The organism is Clostridium chromiireducens (genome assembly GCF_002029255.1).
GTDB lineage: Bacteria > Bacillota > Clostridia > Clostridiales > Clostridiaceae > Clostridium > Clostridium chromiireducens.
This window is the reverse complement of record NZ_MZGT01000022.1, coordinates 60864-76475: the sequence shown is the minus strand read 5'-3', so window position 1 is coordinate 76475 and position 15612 is coordinate 60864. Positions and strand designations below refer to the sequence as shown.

Genomic DNA, 15612 nt, shown 5'->3' with positions numbered 1-15612 from the left:
ACTTCAGAAAGTATGATGAATATTCACAAAAAAAATAACGCAAATATAGTTGAGACTAAAAATATAAAACAGAAAATAACTAGTATAGATAATATTAATACGTGGATAGAGTGTGTGATTGAGAGTGACATTAAAGAAGCATATATAACAATGAATGAAGGGGAAATATTAGTTGATAATTTTGATGAAATTAATAAATTAAGCTCTAATAAACTGATTAGAATTAATGATATAAACTTAAATAGCGATAACAGATATAAGCTAGGAGTAAGCCTTGATGAGTAAAATATTAAAAAATATTGTAGCATTTATTTTGGGTGCTGTAGTTTTTGTACAAATTTATTGTATAAATATAAAGAAAAATGAGAAGAATATTAAAGTATATAATACACTAGATAATACTCAAAAACATAAGGCTTTAAATGAACTTTATGAAGAATTAAGTTGTATAGAAGAAAAGGATATTATCGCTGCAAATAAACGAGATAACGTATGGTATTTAAAAATAAAAATAAGTGGCAATAAAGAAGAGTTATTGAATGATATATCAAAATTAAGAAATTATGATATTAGTGACTATGAGATAAGTAAGAAAGAAGATAAATGCAATATTGTACTAGAAATTAGTGCTAAAGAAAGCATATAATACATAAGAAAAATATAAAATTTACTGGAAAGTAATCAGAAATAATTGCAATTATTATAGTCTTTTGATAAAATATGAGTGTTATGTCAACGATTAAGTGAAATTGCTTAATGTTTGAAGATAAGTTACGGTGTAATTATTTTTATAAATTTGGAGGGATATTTAATGATAACAGCAGGAGATATAAGAAAAGGAACAACTTTTGAATCGGATGGACAAGTATTTACAGTAGTAGAATTTTTACATGTTAAACCAGGAAAAGGTGCAGCATTCGTTAGAACTAAACTTAGAAATGTAATTTCAGGTGGAGTTACAGATACAACATTTAACCCAACTACAAAATTACAAGAAGCAGTAATTGAAAGAAAGGAAATGCAATATCTTTATTCAGATGGAGAGTTATATTACTTCATGGATCAAGAAACATATGAGCAAATTCCTTTAAATTATGAAAAAGTTGAAGATGCAATAAAGTTCTTAAAAGAAAACATGTTTGCAACAATTAAATTCTTCAAAGGAGATGCTTTCTCAGTAGAGGCTCCAAACTTTGTTGAATTATTAATCACAGAATCTGAACCAGGTGTTAAAGGAAATACTACAACTAATGCAATGAAGCCAGCTACACTTGAAACAGGTGCAATAGTAAATGTTCCTATGTTTGTTAATGAAGGTGACGTTATAAGAGTAGACACTAGAACTGGCGATTATATGGAAAGAGTTTAGGACAATACATAGGTTGCTAAGCATAAAGCTTAGCAACTTTATTTATATTTAAATTCAATAATTTTTTAAAGAAAGAAAAGGAAGTGAAGAGATATGGAAGAGCTTAGAAAAGAGATTGAAAATCTAAAGAATAATTTATCTAAAATAGAAAGTGGCGAATATAAAGAATGTTTTAGTAATGTGTTCGCTGTATTAGAAATTATGAATCAAAAGATAGAGGAATTAACTATAAATCAAGAAACAATTGAAGAAAATATTAGATTTATGGATGATGATTTAACTAATATTCAAGATGAATTATTTGAAGAATTATCTATTGATGAATTAAATGACATGGAAGATGAATATACCGAGATAAATTGCTCTCATTGTAGTAAACCAATTTTTATTGAGCAATCTACACTAAGCAACAATGATGAAATTCCATGTCCATATTGTCATAAGAACATTAAGGAAAAATAATTTATTATTTATTTATAAAAATATTGTGAATAGGTTATTTGTAGCTTGAAAATAATAGAAAAAGTTTATCTCCTGAGTATATACTCAATAATCAGCCTAACATATAGTGCTGTGAATAACTAATTTTTTAAAAAGACTATCCTAAATTAAATTTAAGATAGTCTTTTTTATTTTACATATTTTTATAATTATCAGTAATATTTCAGCTACATGATAAATATTAATTAAATAAGAGAACGATAGAGGAGGCAGTGAGAGTTTTGAAAGATGAAGAAGAGATCATAGGGATCTTTCCACTTAAAATAAGCAATATACTTAAGGATAGACTTTATAAAGAACAAATTTATGAACTTAGAATAAAGGTTGGAAAGCCAATTTTAGTTTATTCAAAGAGTGGAGAAAGTATTATAAATTATATTCCAACCAAAGAAGATATGAAAAGTGTAATGCAAAAGATATCAAATTACTCATTATATGCTTATGAAGAAGATATACGTCAAGGCTTCATAACTATAAAAGGTGGACATAGAATAGGAATAGCAGGTGAATGTGTTATGGAAAAAGGAGAGGTAAAGACTATACGAAACATATCATCTGTAAACATACGAATATGTAGAGAAATTATAGGATGTTCAGATAAAGTTATGAAATATATAACATCAAATCATAGAATATATAACACAATAATTATTTCACCACCTAAGTGTGGGAAAACGACAATTTTAAGAGATATCGCCAGAAATATTTCTAATGGAATCTCATCATTGGGGGTATATGGGAAAAAAGTAGTTGTAGTTGATGAAAGAAGTGAAATAGGAGCATGTTACTTTGGTATTCCTCAGAGTGATTTAGGTATAAGAACAGATGTATTGGATAATTGTTTAAAAAGGGAAGGTCTTATCATGGCAATTAGAAGTCTATCACCAGAGGTTTTAATTTGTGATGAAATTGCAACTAAAGGAGATATAGAAGCTCTCATGATGGCTTTTAATTCTGGAGTTAATATAATAACAACGATTCATGGATTTACAATTGAGGATCTATACAAAAGAAAAGTTTTTTGTGATTTGCTTGATAATTATATTCTAGAAAGAGTGATAATTTTAAGCAGTAGAAATGGTGTTGGAACTATAGAAAATGTGTATAGCCTAAAAGGAGGTGAATATATGTGCTTAAGTTGATATTTGGAATTTTAATATTTCTTGTAAGCACTTATTTGGGCTTTGCATATGGAGAAACGTTTAGAAAAAGGCAAAATCAACTTAAAGAGATTTTAAAAGCGTTAACAATTCTTGAAAATGAAATTGTGTATGGAACGACACCGCTTCCAGAAGCATTAGGAAATCTTTCTTGCAAGGTTAGTGAACCTTTGAATAAATTTATTAGTGCAATAAGTGATAGGCTTACTAAAGGTGATGTTGAAAGTGTATACGAAGGAGCTATAGAGGAATTTGAAGTATTACGAAATGAATTTTATTTATGTGATGATGATAAAAAGATTATTGGAGATTTTTTTAAATCTCTTGGAGAGTCAGGGGTTTATGGACAAGAAAAAATATTTTTTTTAGCAATTGAAGGGATAAAGATGAATTTAAATGATGCAGATGATAATGCTAAAAAAAATATAAAGCTTTATAGGTATCTTGGAATATGCCTTGGAACTATGATAATAATTTTTTTAATTTAGTTATGGAAAACAATTTAAGAATGTAAATAGTATTTTTATAGATTGGAGGAAGATGAATGCATGATATAAGTATTCTTTTTAAAATTGGTGGAGCTGGCATACTTCTAGTGGTATTAGACAAGGTATTAACAAGCAGTGGGAAAGGTGAAATAGCTGCTATCACTAATATTGCAGGAGTAGTAATAATTCTTCTTATGATAGTTTCGATTATTGGAGATTTATTTAGTACTGTGAAAACAATGTTTATAATGTAGGTGCTTTAGTTATGTTAATAATTAAAATTGTAGGATTGGCCTTCATTGCATTATTCTTGATTTTGATATTTCGCCATCTTAATTCAAGTCTGCCTACGTTTATAGGTTTAGCTGCAGGAACTTTAATCCTATTAATTATGATAGAGCCATTAAAAGAAGTGATTGATTTTATTAGAGATATTACAGAGAGAGCAAATATTGATACAATTTACATTGGAATAGTATTAAAAATTCTAGCAATTGCTTATATAGCATCTTTCTCAAGTGCTTTATGTAAGGATGCGAATGCCGATAGCTTGGCAGCGCAAATTGATCTATCAGGCAAAATAATGATTTTAGTGCTAGCTATTCCAATACTTATGGCAGTATTAAATTCAATATTGCAAATAATGTAGGTGTTTAGTATGAAGATGATAAAAAGAGTTACTTTAGTATTAACAATGAGTCTAGTATTTAATTTATTAATTACTATAGTTCCAAGTTGTAGAAACTTATTATTTGATAAGGTTTATGCAATAGAGAATCAAGATAAAAATAATGAGGGAGCAATTGGAAAAATAAATATTAATAATGAATCAAGGGATCAACATACGGAAGATAAATTAAGTATAGATGAATTAGGTGGGAGTGCTAAAAAAGAAATAGATTCTTTATATGAATATATTAGTAAAATGAAAACCGATGTGGAGTTAATGGATAAATTAGATCCAGTTGAATATATTAAAGCATATCTAAAAGAGGGAAAGGGAAATCTTTCAATTGATGCTCTTTTAAATGCAGTAATAAGCATGATATTTAAAGAGGTAAAAAGTGTTTTAAAACTTGTGGTGTCTATAGTTACAATAGCAATAATATGTTCACTTTTGAAAAATCTTCAAGATGCATTTTCAGATGAGAGTATATCCCAAGTCGCCTTTTACGCCTGTTATGCTTTAATAATAATAGTATTATCAAAGAGTTTCATAATATCAATTTCGGTTGCGAAAGATGTAATAGCAAACATTTCGGATTTTATGAGCGCTCTTTTGCCGGTATTAGTAACTATGATTACTCTTGCTGGGGGAATTACACAGGCTACTACATTAGATCCAATTGTTCTTGGAGCAGTTGTGTTTATACCAAAGCTATATTCAAATATTATAATTCCAATGATACTAATGGGATTTGTTCTAGAATTTGCAAACAATATATCGTCTGAACATAAAATAACTAATTTGTGTAAGTTGTTTAAACAAGTTACCATATGGTTTCAAGGGATAATAGTTACAATTTTTATAGGTCTTTTAACTATTCGTGGGATTACATCGACAACTATAGATGCAGTCACACTAAAGACAGCAAAATTTGCAGTGGATAATTTTATTCCTATAGTTGGAAAAGCCTTTTCAGATGCAATTGCATCTGTTGCAGGATATTCATTAATAATAAAAAATGCAATAAGCTCTATAGGATTGGTTGTAATAATATTGATACTCATTCATCCGCTTATTAAGCTTGTATTAATTACTTTCATATATAAATTATCCGCAGCAATAGTTGAACCGATAAGCGACCCAAGAATAACTAAATCATTAGAGGCGGCTGGAACTTCTATGGTACTTATTATGTCATGTGTTTTAACTGTGACTTTAATGTTTTTTATATTAATTGGTATAATGGCATCTTCTGGAAGGTTTATAGTTGGAGGATAAAAAAATTATGTTTATAGAAAATCTAAAAAGTATTGTTACAACATTAGTGACTGTTCTTATCTTTATAAGTGCGGTGGAGCTTATATCGCCCAGTAATAAAATGAAAAAATATATTAGATTTGTCCTAGGATTAATACTAATAACTGTAATTTTAAATCCAATACTACAATTTGTATCCAATGGAGATAAATCAGTTTTAGAAAGCATTAAAAAATATGAGGAGGTATTTTCAAAAAATGAGAATAATCTTGAAGTAAATAACTCAGATGAAATTAATAATAATCAAAATATGGGTGATAACAGAAAAAAAGCATTTATAAATAATTTCAATAAAAATTGTGATAATTTACTCAAAAGCAAATTTAAAGATATGAATTTTAAAAGTGAAGTTGATTGTGATATTAATTTTACTGACGTAACTTTAAATGTTAAAAAGCTAAAGATAGGTGTAAACGACAGTAGGGTCAAAAAGATAAAAAAGATAGTAATAAACAAAGATGTTAATGTAAATATGAATGAAGATGATGAAGAGTACAGTGAAGTAAAAGATTACTTAAGTAATGAGTTAGATATTCCAAAGGAAAAAATCGAAGTGTATCAATTAGATGAATAGGAGGTATAAATTATGGATAAAGATAAGCTAAAAAACGAGCTCAATAAAATATTAGGTCAAAAACCATTAAAGAATTTAATGGCTGTATGCTTGGTTTTAGCATTTATTCTACTTGCCATGAATGTTTTATCACCAAGCAGCGGTAAAAGTTTAGTCAGTACCAAGCTATCACAAACTACAACGAGTCAAGAAAATGTTGATAAGGCTACAACTGTCAATCAGGTAGAGGCAAAGGATTATGAAGAAAAACAAAAGACGGATTTAAAAAATATATTAAAAAAAATGAATGGAGTTGGTGACGTTGAAGTAATGATGTCTTTTGAAAATGGAGAAGAAAAGGTTCCAGCATATGATAAGAATACTCAGAAATCAACCACAGAAGAAACCGATAATGAAGGAGGAAAAAGAATAAATAATCAAGATACAGATACATCCAAAATTGTTATGTCGACTACAGATGGTAATAATGAACCATTTATATTAAAGACATATAGGCCTAAAGTTATTGGAGTAATAATACTTGCAGAAGGAGCTGAAAATAGCAAAATAAAATATGAAATTGAACAAGCGGTATCTAAATTATATAACTTAAGTTTAGATAAGGTTAATGTATATAGCATGAGTAAGTAGCATATAATTTTATAGAAAAAGAATGGGAGGAAGATTATTATGACAAAGAAACAATGTGGGATTATATTTACATTATTAGCATTAATATTATGTGTAGGGATGCTAGCAGCAAAACTTAACAATGGGGGATTAAATGATCCAACAGATTTAAGTCAAGTCTTATCAGCAGATAAAAACGAACAAGATACTGAGGCATTAAATCAACAAAATTATTTCTATCAATCTAGAAGTGAAAGAGAGCAACAAGATTCAGTAACAATTCAAACTTTAAATTCAATCATTTCAGATGCAAATATATCAAAGGAAAAGAAGGATGAAGCTACAAAAGAATTAACTCAAAAAACAATTGCGAAAGATAATGAAGGCAGAATAGAACTAAGTATTAAAAATAAAGGATATGAAGATGCTTTATGTATGTTACAAGGAAATAAGGCAACAGTAATTGTTAAGTCACAAAATAGTTTACAAGAAAGTGAAACTGTAGCTATTCAAGAAATAGTTCAAAATGTATCAAAAATAAAAGATGTAATAATACAAGTGGAAAAATAACATAAAAGCCATATTATATTTGTAATGTTAAATTATATTTGATATAATAAACACAAGATTAGCATGTTTTGTTATTACAAAACCTAGGAGGTTAAAGTAACATGGAAGATTTAATAAGAGAAGACAATATTGGAGTAGTTAAAATTTCAGATGAAGTAGTAAGTGTTATTGCTGGTATTGCTGCTCAAGAAATTGATGGAATTTTAGATGGTCAAATGGGAGTTGCTAGCAACTTAACAAATATATTTAAAGGTAAGAAAAGTACTGCTAAAGCTAGTAAAGTAACACTAGAAGAAGATAGAGCAATTATAGATATGAATGTATCCGTTGAATATGGAAAAAAAATAATGGATGTAGTAGCACAGGTGCAAGATAATGTTAAGAAAACCGTTGAAGCTATGACAGGATTATATGTTGAAGCAGTTAACATTTATGTTCAAAATGTATATTTGCCTAAAAAGGAAGAAAGTGAATCTATCTAGTTTGATTTTCACCCTCTGAAACTTTCAGAGGGTGTTTCTATGTGAATATAAGCAAATAGATTTATACTTTAATAATACTAAGGTTTAAAACAAAACAAAAATGTGTATAATTATAAATGTACATAATTAACTATGATACATATTTAGGAGGACTATATGAATAGAAAATTATCAAGGGAAAAAACTATGGAGTTATTATTTGGCATAACTTTAAGTAAGGATACAATTGAAGAGGCAATAGAGTCATTTGTGGAAAATTATGAAGGTGATATAAAAGAAATAGATTTGACATATGTAAAACAAGCCTTAATAGGGTTTGATAATCATAAAGAAGAAATTGATAAAATAATTGAGAGTAATTTACATAATTGGAAGATAGAAAGAATATCTAAAGTTAATTTAAGCATATTGAGATTAGCTACATATGAATTATTATATGATGAATCTGTTCCTAGAGGAGTTGCAATTAACGAAGCGTTAGAAATTACTAGAAGATATTCAGATGAAAAAAGCGTAGCGTTTATAAACGGAGTATTAGATAAGATTAAAGAAAATTAATTTATGGCAGGTGTTTAAAATGGGGCAAATTATAAACGGTAAAGAAGTGGCATTAAAAGTAAAAGAAGATATAAAAAGTTTTGTTGATGATAGAAAAGAAAAAAAACTTAAAATACCTAAAATAGCATCAATTTTAGTTGGTAATGATGGTGGTTCTATTTATTATATGAATAGTCAGGAAAAAGTAGCTAATTCTCTTGGAGTTGAATTTGTTAAAGTAACTTTACCCGAGGTATGTGATGATATAGATGTGATATCTGAGATTCATAAACTAAATGAAGATGATGGTGTGCAAGGAATTATTCTTCAATTACCCCTTCCAGTAAAATTTAATGAAAAGAAAATAATTAGGGAAATATCTCCTAATAAAGATATTGATTGTCTTACATTTGAAAGTCAAGGAAAGTTATATATGGGGGAACCTAAATTTTTACCATGCACCCCAAATTCTGTGGTGACATTAATTAAAAGTTTAAATATAGATATTGTGGGTAAGAATGTGGTGGTTCTTGGAAGAAGTAATATAGTTGGGAAACCTGTAGCGCAACTTTTATTAAATGAAAATGCGACGGTTACAATATGTCATTCAAAAACTAAGAATCTTAAAGAAGTTTGTAAAGGTGCAGATATTTTAGTTGTAGCTATTGGTAAACCTAAATTTATTGATGAATCTTATGTTAACGAAAATACCATAGTAATAGACGTTGGAACATCATCTTTTGAAGGGAAAATAACTGGAGATGTAGATTTTGATAAAGTAATTGAAAAATGCAAGTTATTAACCCCTGTTCCTGGTGGAGTGGGAGCACTAACAACAACACTTTTAATAAAGAATGCATGTGAGGCTTTAAAGGAAAATGAATATTAAAACTTTAACGGTATCCGAAGTTACAAACTATATCAAAAGAATGTTAGACAATGATTTTATTTTAAGTAATCTCTCTGTAAAAGGGGAGATTTCTAATTTAAAATATCACAGCAGTGGTCATATTTATTTCACACTGAAAGATAATAATGGAAGAATAAATTGTGTGATGTTTAAAAGTAATGCAGTCTTGTTGGACTTTTCTCTTGAAGAAGGAATGGAAATAATCATCAAAGGAAGAGCATCTATATATCCTGCAACTGGGAGTTTCCAACTTTATTGTGATGAAATAAGAAAAGAAGGATTAGGAGAATTATTTATTAAATTTGAAAAGCTTAAAGAGAAGTTGTCTAAAGCGGGATATTTTGATGAAGATCATAAAAAAGCATTACCGAAAAATCCTAAAAGAATAGGAATAGTTACCTCTCCAACAGGAGCAGCTATTAAAGATATTATTAATGTTGCAACTAGAAGAAGCAGTCTCGTTGATCTGGTGCTCTATCCAGCAAAAGTTCAAGGAATAGGTGCATACAAAGAAATAATAAATGGAATTAATTATTTTAATAAGCAAAAGTCAGTAGATGTAATAATTGTAGGTAGAGGTGGTGGATCTATCGAAGAATTATGGAATTTTAATGAAGAGGAATTAGCAAAAGTTATTTTTAATTCGAAAATACCTATAATTTCTGCAGTGGGACATGAAATAGATTTTACAATTTGTGACTTTGTTGCAGATATTAGAGCTGCAACTCCATCTCAAGGTGCAGAAATTGCAGTTCCATTAAGCGAAGATATAAGGAAGAGGCTTTATGATGCATCAAGAATTTTAGATAAAAAGATAAATGATAATTTTAATAGATATAAAAGGGAATTGCTGGGAGCTGAAAGGCTTTTAAAAATTCATTCTCCAATAACTAAAATATCTAATTCATACTTGGAATTAGATAAACTTCATGTAAGATTAAATTATGTGATTAAAACAAAAATGATTAGAGAAAAAAATAAAATTGAAAGTCTAAATAATTTACTTCTTGCCCATAATCCAATTAAAGTTATTTCTAAAGGATATGCTATAATAGAGGATGATGAAAAAAATATAATTACATCGAAGGAACAATTGAAAGAAACAGTGAATTTAAATATTATTCTTAAGGATGGGAAAGTGAAAGGTGATTTTATACCATCAAATGATATTAAGTGAAAAAAAGATTTAAATTAAGATTAATGATTTAATTTAAATTGAGTAATTATTTTTATTTAATAATTATATGACAATTTAGTATCTTATTGAATATGATGTAAAGAAATTAATTAACATTTTTCAATTTATTTAAAACAAGGAGTTTAAGATATGGCTAAAAAAGAAAGTTATGAGGAAATGTTAACTAAACTTCAAGATATACTTAGTAATTTAGAGACAGATGATTTGAATTTGGAAGAATCAATGAAATCTTATGAAGATGGAGTTAAACTTATAAATAAAATTTACAAAGTTCTCAATTCATATGAAGCAAAAATTTCGATAATCAAGGAAGAGAATGAAGTGGAGTTTAGTGAAAATAATGAAGATAGATAATCTAAAAAAAGAAATTAATGAATATTTAGAAAATTATTTTAAGAATAAAGGAACATACAATAAAATCATATATGATTCATGTAGTTATAGCTTAAATATCGGAGGGAAAAGGATTCGTCCCATATTATTAGCTTTAACTTATTATATATATAAGGAAGACTATAAAAAGATAATGCCTATGGCGGCTGCTATCGAAATGATACATACATACTCTTTAATTCATGATGACCTGCCTTGCATGGATAATGATGATTTAAGAAGAGGTCAGCCCACAAATCATGTTAAATTTAAAGAAAATATTGCCGTTCTCGCAGGAGATGCATTACTAAATGAAGCCATGATACTTATGATGAATTATGCATTGGGTAATAGTGGAAATTCACTGAGAGCAGCTTATGAAATAGCTGTCGCGGCTGGAGCTGAAGGGATGATAGGAGGTCAAGTTGTTGACATAATATCAGAAGGTGAAGAAATATCAAAAGATCAATTAGAATACATGCATTCAAAAAAAACTGGTGAGCTTATTAAAGCATCAATTCTTGCGGGAGGTATTTTAGCTAATGCACCTGCAAAGGATTTAAGATCGTTAGAGGAATATGGAAGTAAATTAGGGATGGTATTCCAAATTAAAGATGATATTTTGGATGTTGTTGGAGATAAAAATGTGTTAGGCAAAAATACACATGCTGATGAAGAACGTAATAAAACAAATTTCATATCAGTTTTTGGGTTAGAAAAGTGTATCGAACTATGTAAATCATTAACGGAAGACTGTATAAATATACTCAAAAACTTAAGCGTTAATGCTGAATGCTTGGTTGAATTGACATATACTCTTTTAAATAGAGAAAATTAATAAAGGGACTGATTATTATGAAGTTGTTAGATAAATTAAACTTCCCAGAAGATTTAAAAAAGCTTAATGAAAATGATTTTAAAGTTTTAAGTGATGAAATTAGAGAATTCTTAATAGATAGTGTTTCTAAAACAGGAGGACATTTAGCGTCCAACTTAGGTGTGGTAGAATTAACATTAAGTTTATTTAAGGCTTTTAACTTTGATGAAGATAAAATTGTTTGGGATGTAGGTCATCAAAGTTATATTTATAAGATTTTAACTGGGAGAAAAGATGGGTTCAAAAAACTTAGACAGCATAATGGACTCAGTGGATTTCCTAAGAGAAATGAAAGTAAATATGATTATTTTGATACAGGACATAGTAGTACATCTATTTCAGCAGCTTTAGGGATTGCAAGAGCGAGAGATTTGAATAAAGAAAAATATAGTGTAATTTCTGTAATAGGTGATGGTGCCCTAACAGGAGGAATGGCCCTTGAGGCTTTAAATGATGTAGGATTTAGAAAAACAAATTTAATCATAATTCTAAATGATAACCAAATGTCAATTTCACGAAATGTAGGAGGTCTTTCTAGGTATTTAAATAAACTCAGAATAGCACCTCGATATAATAAGCTAAAAACTGATATTCACGCATCCTTAGAAAATTCAGATTTAGGAAAAAATATAGCAGGAAAAATATCTAGAGTTAAAGATAGCATAAAGCAATTAGTAGTACCCTCAATGCTTTTTGAAAATATGGGAGTGAAATATATTGGTCCAATTGATGGCCATGATATAAATGTAATGACTGAAGTTTTTATAAAAGCTAAAGAAGTTAGTGGACCAGTAATAATACATGTTCTAACTCAAAAAGGAAAAGGTTATGCTTTAGCAGAGGAAAGTCCTAGTAAGTATCATGCAGTTGGTAAGTTTGATCTAGAAAGTGGGGAATTAAACGTATCTCCTCAAAATAGTTACTCAAAAGCGTTTGGTAAAGCATTAACAAACCTTGGGGCGGAAGACGAAAAAATAGTAGCTATTACTGCGGCAATGCCAGAAGGAACAGGACTTAGATGTTTTTCACAAAAGTATAAAGATAGATTTTTTGATGTAGGTATAGCAGAAGAGCATGCTGTAACTTTAGCGGCAGGAATGGCTAGCAATGGATTAAAGCCTGTTTTTGCTGTATATTCAACTTTCTTACAAAGGGCGTTTGATCAAGTACTTCACGATGTTTGCATTCAAAATCTTCCAGTTGTGTTTGCAATAGATAGAGCAGGAATAGTTGGGGAAGACGGTGAAACACATCAAGGTATTAATGACTTATCATATTTATCAATGATTCCCAATATACATATTGTGACTCCAAAGTGCTTAGAAGAGGTCGAAGTATTGTTAAAATGGGCGTTAAATAGGAATGCACCAGTAGCTATTAGATATCCACGTGGTGGAAACATAATAAATACACTTTCTCCAATCAAAGAAGTAGTAGAAGGTAAATGGGAGATCTTGAGTGAAGGCTCTAAAGTATGTATTATTTCAACTGGCAAAATGGTTCAACACGCAATGCTTGCAAAGGATATATTATATGAAAAGGGATTAAATCCAACAATAGTAAATGCAACATTCATCAAACCAATTGATAAAGATTTACTAGAAAAAATTAAAAAAGAAGGATATAATATTTTAACAATAGAAGATAATATCTTAAAAGGTGGATTAGGTTCGGCAATAAAAAATTACTTAAGTGATATTGATTATAAAGGAACTGTTAGGTCACTTGGTTATAATGATGAATTTATTCCTCAAGGAAATGTAGATGTTTTATATAAAGAATACAAATTAGATTGCGAAAACATAAGTAAGGCTGTTATAAAGCTTTATGATTAAAAGGAGAAACAAATGGCAGAAAAAAAGGAAAGACTTGATTTACTTTTAGTTGAAAAGGGCATAATTACTTCTAGGGAAAAAGCGAAAGCATGTATAATGGAGGGGAAAGTTTATGTTGATGGCCAAAAAGTAGATAAAGCAGGTGAAAAAGTAAGTTTTAGTGCTGATATAGAATATAGAGGAGAAACTCTTAAGTATGTTAGTAGAGGTGGACTTAAATTAGAAAAAGCTATGAACTCATATGATATTTCATTAGAAAATAAAGTTTGTATGGATATAGGAGCATCTACAGGTGGTTTTACTGACTGTATGCTTCAAAATGGAGCTGCTAAAGTTTTTTCTGTAGATGTTGGTTATGGACAGTTTGCATGGAAGTTAAGGACTGATGATCGAGTAGTTTGCATGGAAAGAACAAACATTAGGTATGTTAAATTGGAGGATATAGGAGAGCCTTTGGATTTTGCTTCAATAGATGTGTCTTTTATATCATTAAAAAAGATAATGCCAGCAACTTTGAATCTATTAAAAGGCAGCGGTGAAGTTGTAGCACTTATAAAACCTCAATTTGAAGCAGGTCGTGAAAAGGTTGGTAAAAAAGGTGTTGTAAGAGAAATAAGTACTCATAAAGAAGTAGTTCATGATATTGTTAATTTTCTAATTCAACAAGAATTAAATATTTTGGGAGTAGGTTATTCCCCAATTAAAGGACCAGAGGGGAATAGGGAATATTTGGTCTATTTTACGAAAGATAAGAATAAAGAAAGTGATTTTAGATTAGAAGATATAGATATAGTAGTAGAAGAATCACACGTAGAAATTTAACTTCTTTGGAGGAGCTATGAATAATATTGGGATTGCAATTAATCCGTCAAAAGACAAAGATGATAAAATATTAAATATGGTTGTTAAAAAATTTAGAGAAGAATTTAATGTTAATGATGTAGCAGTTTTTAATTCTTTTGATATAGAAAAACAGGACTTGAGTGGTATTGATTTACTTGTTGTTCTTGGCGGAGATGGTACTCTTTTAGGAATAGCTAGATCGCTAAATAAAAGTTTTAATTCACCTATTTTAGGAATAAACATAGGCAATTTAGGTTTTTTATCAAGTGTTGATATATCAGATATTGATATTGCATTGAAAAAATTAAAAGGTGGCAAATACAAAATTGTTGATCGAATGATGCTTAATTGTAAAGTTGAATCACCAACAAATAACGAAGAACTAAAAGCGTTGAATGATGTAGTACTAGCTAGAGGAACATTATCAAGGATGGTTAAATTTACGATATTCGTAGATGGCAAAATATATTCGACGTTTAAAGGTGATGGACTAATAATAGCTACACCAACTGGATCTACAGCATATTCATTTTCGGCAGGAGGTCCATTTATATATCCAGATTTGGAGCTAATAACTATAACACCAATATGTCCGCACACAAAAAGCATGCAAACTATTGTATTAAAGGGTGATAGTCTGATTGAAATATATGCAGATCATGAAGAAGAAAAAATATATTTAACTGTGGATGGCCAAAAAGCAATAAAAATTGATCACGAAACCTCAGTGAAATTAAGCAAAAATAAAAAGAATGTAAAATTACTTGTTTTTGATGATTATGATTATTTTAAAGTATTAAGAAGTAAGATTTTAAATAATTCTAAAGAATGTGATGGTGAGAAACTTTGAAATCAAAAAGGCATACAAAAATATTGGAAATCATAGGTTCAAGAGAAATAGAAACTCAAGAGGAATTAGCAGATGTATTGAAAAAAGAAGGTTTTGATGTAACACAAGCTACTGTATCAAGAGATATAAAGAATTTGAAATTAATTAAGATGCAGTCAGGTAATGGTAAGTCTAAATATGTAGTGTCAACAGGGGAACAAAAAAACATCATAGATAGATTAAGTAACATTTTGGCAAATACTGTACTTTCTGTAGAAAATGTAGATAAAATGGTTGTCATAAAAACCATAACTGGCTCAGCGCCAATTACAGCTGAGGCTATTGATAATCTGGAAAGTGCAGATATTGCAGGTACTGTAGCTGGAGATAATACAATTTTTATTTTAGTTAGAAGTATTGAAAGTGCTGAGGATTTAGTAGATAAGATAAGAAAAAGAATGTCATCATAAATTT

Annotated in this window: 22 protein-coding genes; all 22 read left to right on the top strand. The window is 29.0% G+C overall.

The features are described from left to right. On the top strand, positions 1 to 285 hold a 285-nt coding region (locus tag CLCHR_RS24750; protein WP_169896782.1), incomplete at its 5' end, for a hypothetical protein. Then, positions 278 to 646 carry a hypothetical protein gene (locus CLCHR_RS09810; RefSeq protein ID WP_079439536.1) on the top strand — a complete coding sequence of 123 codons (369 nt, stop codon included), beginning with the start codon at positions 278 to 280 and terminating at the stop codon, positions 644 to 646. The genes CLCHR_RS24750 and CLCHR_RS09810, both read left to right, overlap by 8 nt. Positions 647 to 811: 165 nt before the next feature. Continuing rightward, positions 812 to 1369, top strand: coding sequence for an elongation factor P (efp, locus tag CLCHR_RS09805; protein WP_079439535.1), 558 nt, complete (start codon positions 812 to 814; stop codon positions 1367 to 1369). A gap of 93 nt (positions 1370 to 1462) precedes the next feature. Next, positions 1463 to 1831 carry a CD1247 N-terminal domain-containing protein gene (locus CLCHR_RS09800; RefSeq protein ID WP_079439534.1) on the top strand — a complete coding sequence of 123 codons (369 nt, stop codon included), beginning with the start codon at positions 1463 to 1465 and terminating at the stop codon, positions 1829 to 1831. 260 nt (positions 1832 to 2091) lie between these two features. Next, complete coding sequence (spoIIIAA, locus tag CLCHR_RS09795; protein WP_079439533.1) at positions 2092 to 3012, top strand: stage III sporulation protein AA; 921 nt, start codon at positions 2092 to 2094, stop codon at positions 3010 to 3012. Then, the gene (gene spoIIIAB, locus CLCHR_RS09790; protein WP_079439532.1) at positions 3000 to 3518 is read left to right on the top strand and encodes a stage III sporulation protein SpoIIIAB; all 519 of its coding nucleotides are present in this window, start codon (positions 3000 to 3002) and stop codon (positions 3516 to 3518) included. Before spoIIIAA ends, spoIIIAB begins: the two co-directional genes overlap by 13 nt. A gap of 56 nt (positions 3519 to 3574) precedes the next feature. Beyond that, positions 3575 to 3772, top strand: coding sequence for a stage III sporulation protein AC (gene spoIIIAC / locus CLCHR_RS09785; RefSeq protein ID WP_079439531.1), 198 nt, complete (start codon positions 3575 to 3577; stop codon positions 3770 to 3772). A gap of 11 nt (positions 3773 to 3783) precedes the next feature. Further along, positions 3784 to 4167 carry a stage III sporulation protein AD gene (gene spoIIIAD / locus CLCHR_RS09780; RefSeq protein WP_079439530.1) on the top strand — a complete coding sequence of 128 codons (384 nt, stop codon included), beginning with the start codon at positions 3784 to 3786 and terminating at the stop codon, positions 4165 to 4167. A gap of 9 nt (positions 4168 to 4176) precedes the next feature. Beyond that, complete coding sequence (spoIIIAE, locus tag CLCHR_RS09775) at positions 4177 to 5463, top strand: stage III sporulation protein AE (protein WP_079439529.1); 1287 nt, start codon at positions 4177 to 4179, stop codon at positions 5461 to 5463. Positions 5464 to 5470: 7 nt separating this feature from the next. Continuing rightward, complete coding sequence (gene spoIIIAF, locus CLCHR_RS09770) at positions 5471 to 6076, top strand: stage III sporulation protein AF (RefSeq protein WP_079439528.1); 606 nt, start codon at positions 5471 to 5473, stop codon at positions 6074 to 6076. A gap of 12 nt (positions 6077 to 6088) precedes the next feature. Continuing rightward, on the top strand, positions 6089 to 6706 hold the full coding sequence (spoIIIAG, locus tag CLCHR_RS09765; protein WP_079439527.1) for a stage III sporulation protein AG: 618 nt from the start codon (positions 6089 to 6091) through the stop codon (positions 6704 to 6706). 39 nt (positions 6707 to 6745) lie between these two features. Beyond that, positions 6746 to 7255 carry a SpoIIIAH-like family protein gene (locus tag CLCHR_RS09760; RefSeq protein WP_079439526.1) on the top strand — a complete coding sequence of 170 codons (510 nt, stop codon included), beginning with the start codon at positions 6746 to 6748 and terminating at the stop codon, positions 7253 to 7255. 101 nt (positions 7256 to 7356) lie between these two features. After that, positions 7357 to 7737 carry an Asp23/Gls24 family envelope stress response protein gene (locus tag CLCHR_RS09755; protein WP_079439525.1) on the top strand — a complete coding sequence of 127 codons (381 nt, stop codon included), beginning with the start codon at positions 7357 to 7359 and terminating at the stop codon, positions 7735 to 7737. A gap of 156 nt (positions 7738 to 7893) precedes the next feature. Then, the gene (gene nusB, locus CLCHR_RS09750) at positions 7894 to 8295 is read left to right on the top strand and encodes a transcription antitermination factor NusB (RefSeq protein WP_079439524.1); all 402 of its coding nucleotides are present in this window, start codon (positions 7894 to 7896) and stop codon (positions 8293 to 8295) included. A gap of 19 nt (positions 8296 to 8314) precedes the next feature. After that, the gene (locus CLCHR_RS09745; protein ID WP_079439523.1) at positions 8315 to 9163 is read left to right on the top strand and encodes a bifunctional methylenetetrahydrofolate dehydrogenase/methenyltetrahydrofolate cyclohydrolase; all 849 of its coding nucleotides are present in this window, start codon (positions 8315 to 8317) and stop codon (positions 9161 to 9163) included. Further along, a complete protein-coding gene (gene xseA / locus CLCHR_RS09740) occupies positions 9153 to 10361 on the top strand; it encodes an exodeoxyribonuclease VII large subunit (protein ID WP_079439522.1) in 1209 nt (402 codons plus the stop codon). The genes CLCHR_RS09745 and xseA overlap by 11 nt, the downstream gene beginning before the upstream one ends. Positions 10362 to 10511: 150 nt before the next feature. Then, the gene (locus CLCHR_RS09735) at positions 10512 to 10736 is read left to right on the top strand and encodes an exodeoxyribonuclease VII small subunit (protein ID WP_079439521.1); all 225 of its coding nucleotides are present in this window, start codon (positions 10512 to 10514) and stop codon (positions 10734 to 10736) included. Then, on the top strand, positions 10723 to 11592 hold the full coding sequence (locus CLCHR_RS09730) for a polyprenyl synthetase family protein (protein ID WP_079439520.1): 870 nt from the start codon (positions 10723 to 10725) through the stop codon (positions 11590 to 11592). Before CLCHR_RS09735 ends, CLCHR_RS09730 begins: the two co-directional genes overlap by 14 nt. Before the next feature lie 17 nt (positions 11593 to 11609). Beyond that, positions 11610 to 13466: a 1-deoxy-D-xylulose-5-phosphate synthase gene (gene dxs / locus CLCHR_RS09725; RefSeq protein WP_079439519.1), complete on the top strand. Its 1857-nt coding sequence runs from the start codon at positions 11610 to 11612 to the stop codon at positions 13464 to 13466. Between the two features lie 12 nt (positions 13467 to 13478). After that, on the top strand, positions 13479 to 14288 hold the full coding sequence (locus tag CLCHR_RS09720) for a TlyA family RNA methyltransferase (RefSeq protein ID WP_079439518.1): 810 nt from the start codon (positions 13479 to 13481) through the stop codon (positions 14286 to 14288). Positions 14289 to 14304: 16 nt separating this feature from the next. Continuing rightward, a complete protein-coding gene (locus CLCHR_RS09715; RefSeq protein ID WP_079439517.1) occupies positions 14305 to 15159 on the top strand; it encodes an NAD(+)/NADH kinase in 855 nt (284 codons plus the stop codon). Further along, positions 15156 to 15608, top strand: coding sequence for an arginine repressor (locus CLCHR_RS09710; protein ID WP_079439516.1), 453 nt, complete (start codon positions 15156 to 15158; stop codon positions 15606 to 15608). Before CLCHR_RS09715 ends, CLCHR_RS09710 begins: the two co-directional genes overlap by 4 nt. Positions 15609 to 15612: the final 4 nt, after the last annotated feature.

Excerpts from the sequence above, each read along its gene's own strand:
- CLCHR_RS09800 (WP_079439534.1), top strand. The coding sequence starts at position 1,463 with ATGGAAGAGCTTAGAAAAGAGATTGAAAATCTAAAGAATAATTTATCT.
- spoIIIAD (WP_079439530.1), top strand. The coding sequence starts at position 3,784 with ATGTTAATAATTAAAATTGTAGGATTGGCCTTCATTGCATTATTCTTG.
- CLCHR_RS09730 (WP_079439520.1), top strand. The coding sequence starts at position 10,723 with ATGAAGATAGATAATCTAAAAAAAGAAATTAATGAATATTTAGAAAAT.
- CLCHR_RS09755 (WP_079439525.1), top strand. The coding sequence starts at position 7,357 with ATGGAAGATTTAATAAGAGAAGACAATATTGGAGTAGTTAAAATTTCA.
- CLCHR_RS09810 (WP_079439536.1), top strand. The coding sequence starts at position 278 with ATGAGTAAAATATTAAAAAATATTGTAGCATTTATTTTGGGTGCTGTA.
- nusB (WP_079439524.1), top strand. The coding sequence starts at position 7,894 with ATGAATAGAAAATTATCAAGGGAAAAAACTATGGAGTTATTATTTGGC.
- spoIIIAC (WP_079439531.1), top strand. The coding sequence starts at position 3,575 with ATGCATGATATAAGTATTCTTTTTAAAATTGGTGGAGCTGGCATACTT.
- spoIIIAG (WP_079439527.1), top strand. The coding sequence starts at position 6,089 with ATGGATAAAGATAAGCTAAAAAACGAGCTCAATAAAATATTAGGTCAA.
- CLCHR_RS09720 (WP_079439518.1), top strand. The coding sequence starts at position 13,479 with ATGGCAGAAAAAAAGGAAAGACTTGATTTACTTTTAGTTGAAAAGGGC.
- xseA (WP_079439522.1), top strand. The coding sequence starts at position 9,153 with ATGAATATTAAAACTTTAACGGTATCCGAAGTTACAAACTATATCAAA.
- CLCHR_RS09735 (WP_079439521.1), top strand. The coding sequence starts at position 10,512 with ATGGCTAAAAAAGAAAGTTATGAGGAAATGTTAACTAAACTTCAAGAT.
- CLCHR_RS09715 (WP_079439517.1), top strand. The coding sequence starts at position 14,305 with ATGAATAATATTGGGATTGCAATTAATCCGTCAAAAGACAAAGATGAT.
- spoIIIAF (WP_079439528.1), top strand. The coding sequence starts at position 5,471 with ATGTTTATAGAAAATCTAAAAAGTATTGTTACAACATTAGTGACTGTT.
- spoIIIAE (WP_079439529.1), top strand. The coding sequence starts at position 4,177 with ATGAAGATGATAAAAAGAGTTACTTTAGTATTAACAATGAGTCTAGTA.
- dxs (WP_079439519.1), top strand. The coding sequence starts at position 11,610 with ATGAAGTTGTTAGATAAATTAAACTTCCCAGAAGATTTAAAAAAGCTT.
- CLCHR_RS09745 (WP_079439523.1), top strand. The coding sequence starts at position 8,315 with ATGGGGCAAATTATAAACGGTAAAGAAGTGGCATTAAAAGTAAAAGAA.
- CLCHR_RS09760 (WP_079439526.1), top strand. The coding sequence starts at position 6,746 with ATGACAAAGAAACAATGTGGGATTATATTTACATTATTAGCATTAATA.
- efp (WP_079439535.1), top strand. The coding sequence starts at position 812 with ATGATAACAGCAGGAGATATAAGAAAAGGAACAACTTTTGAATCGGAT.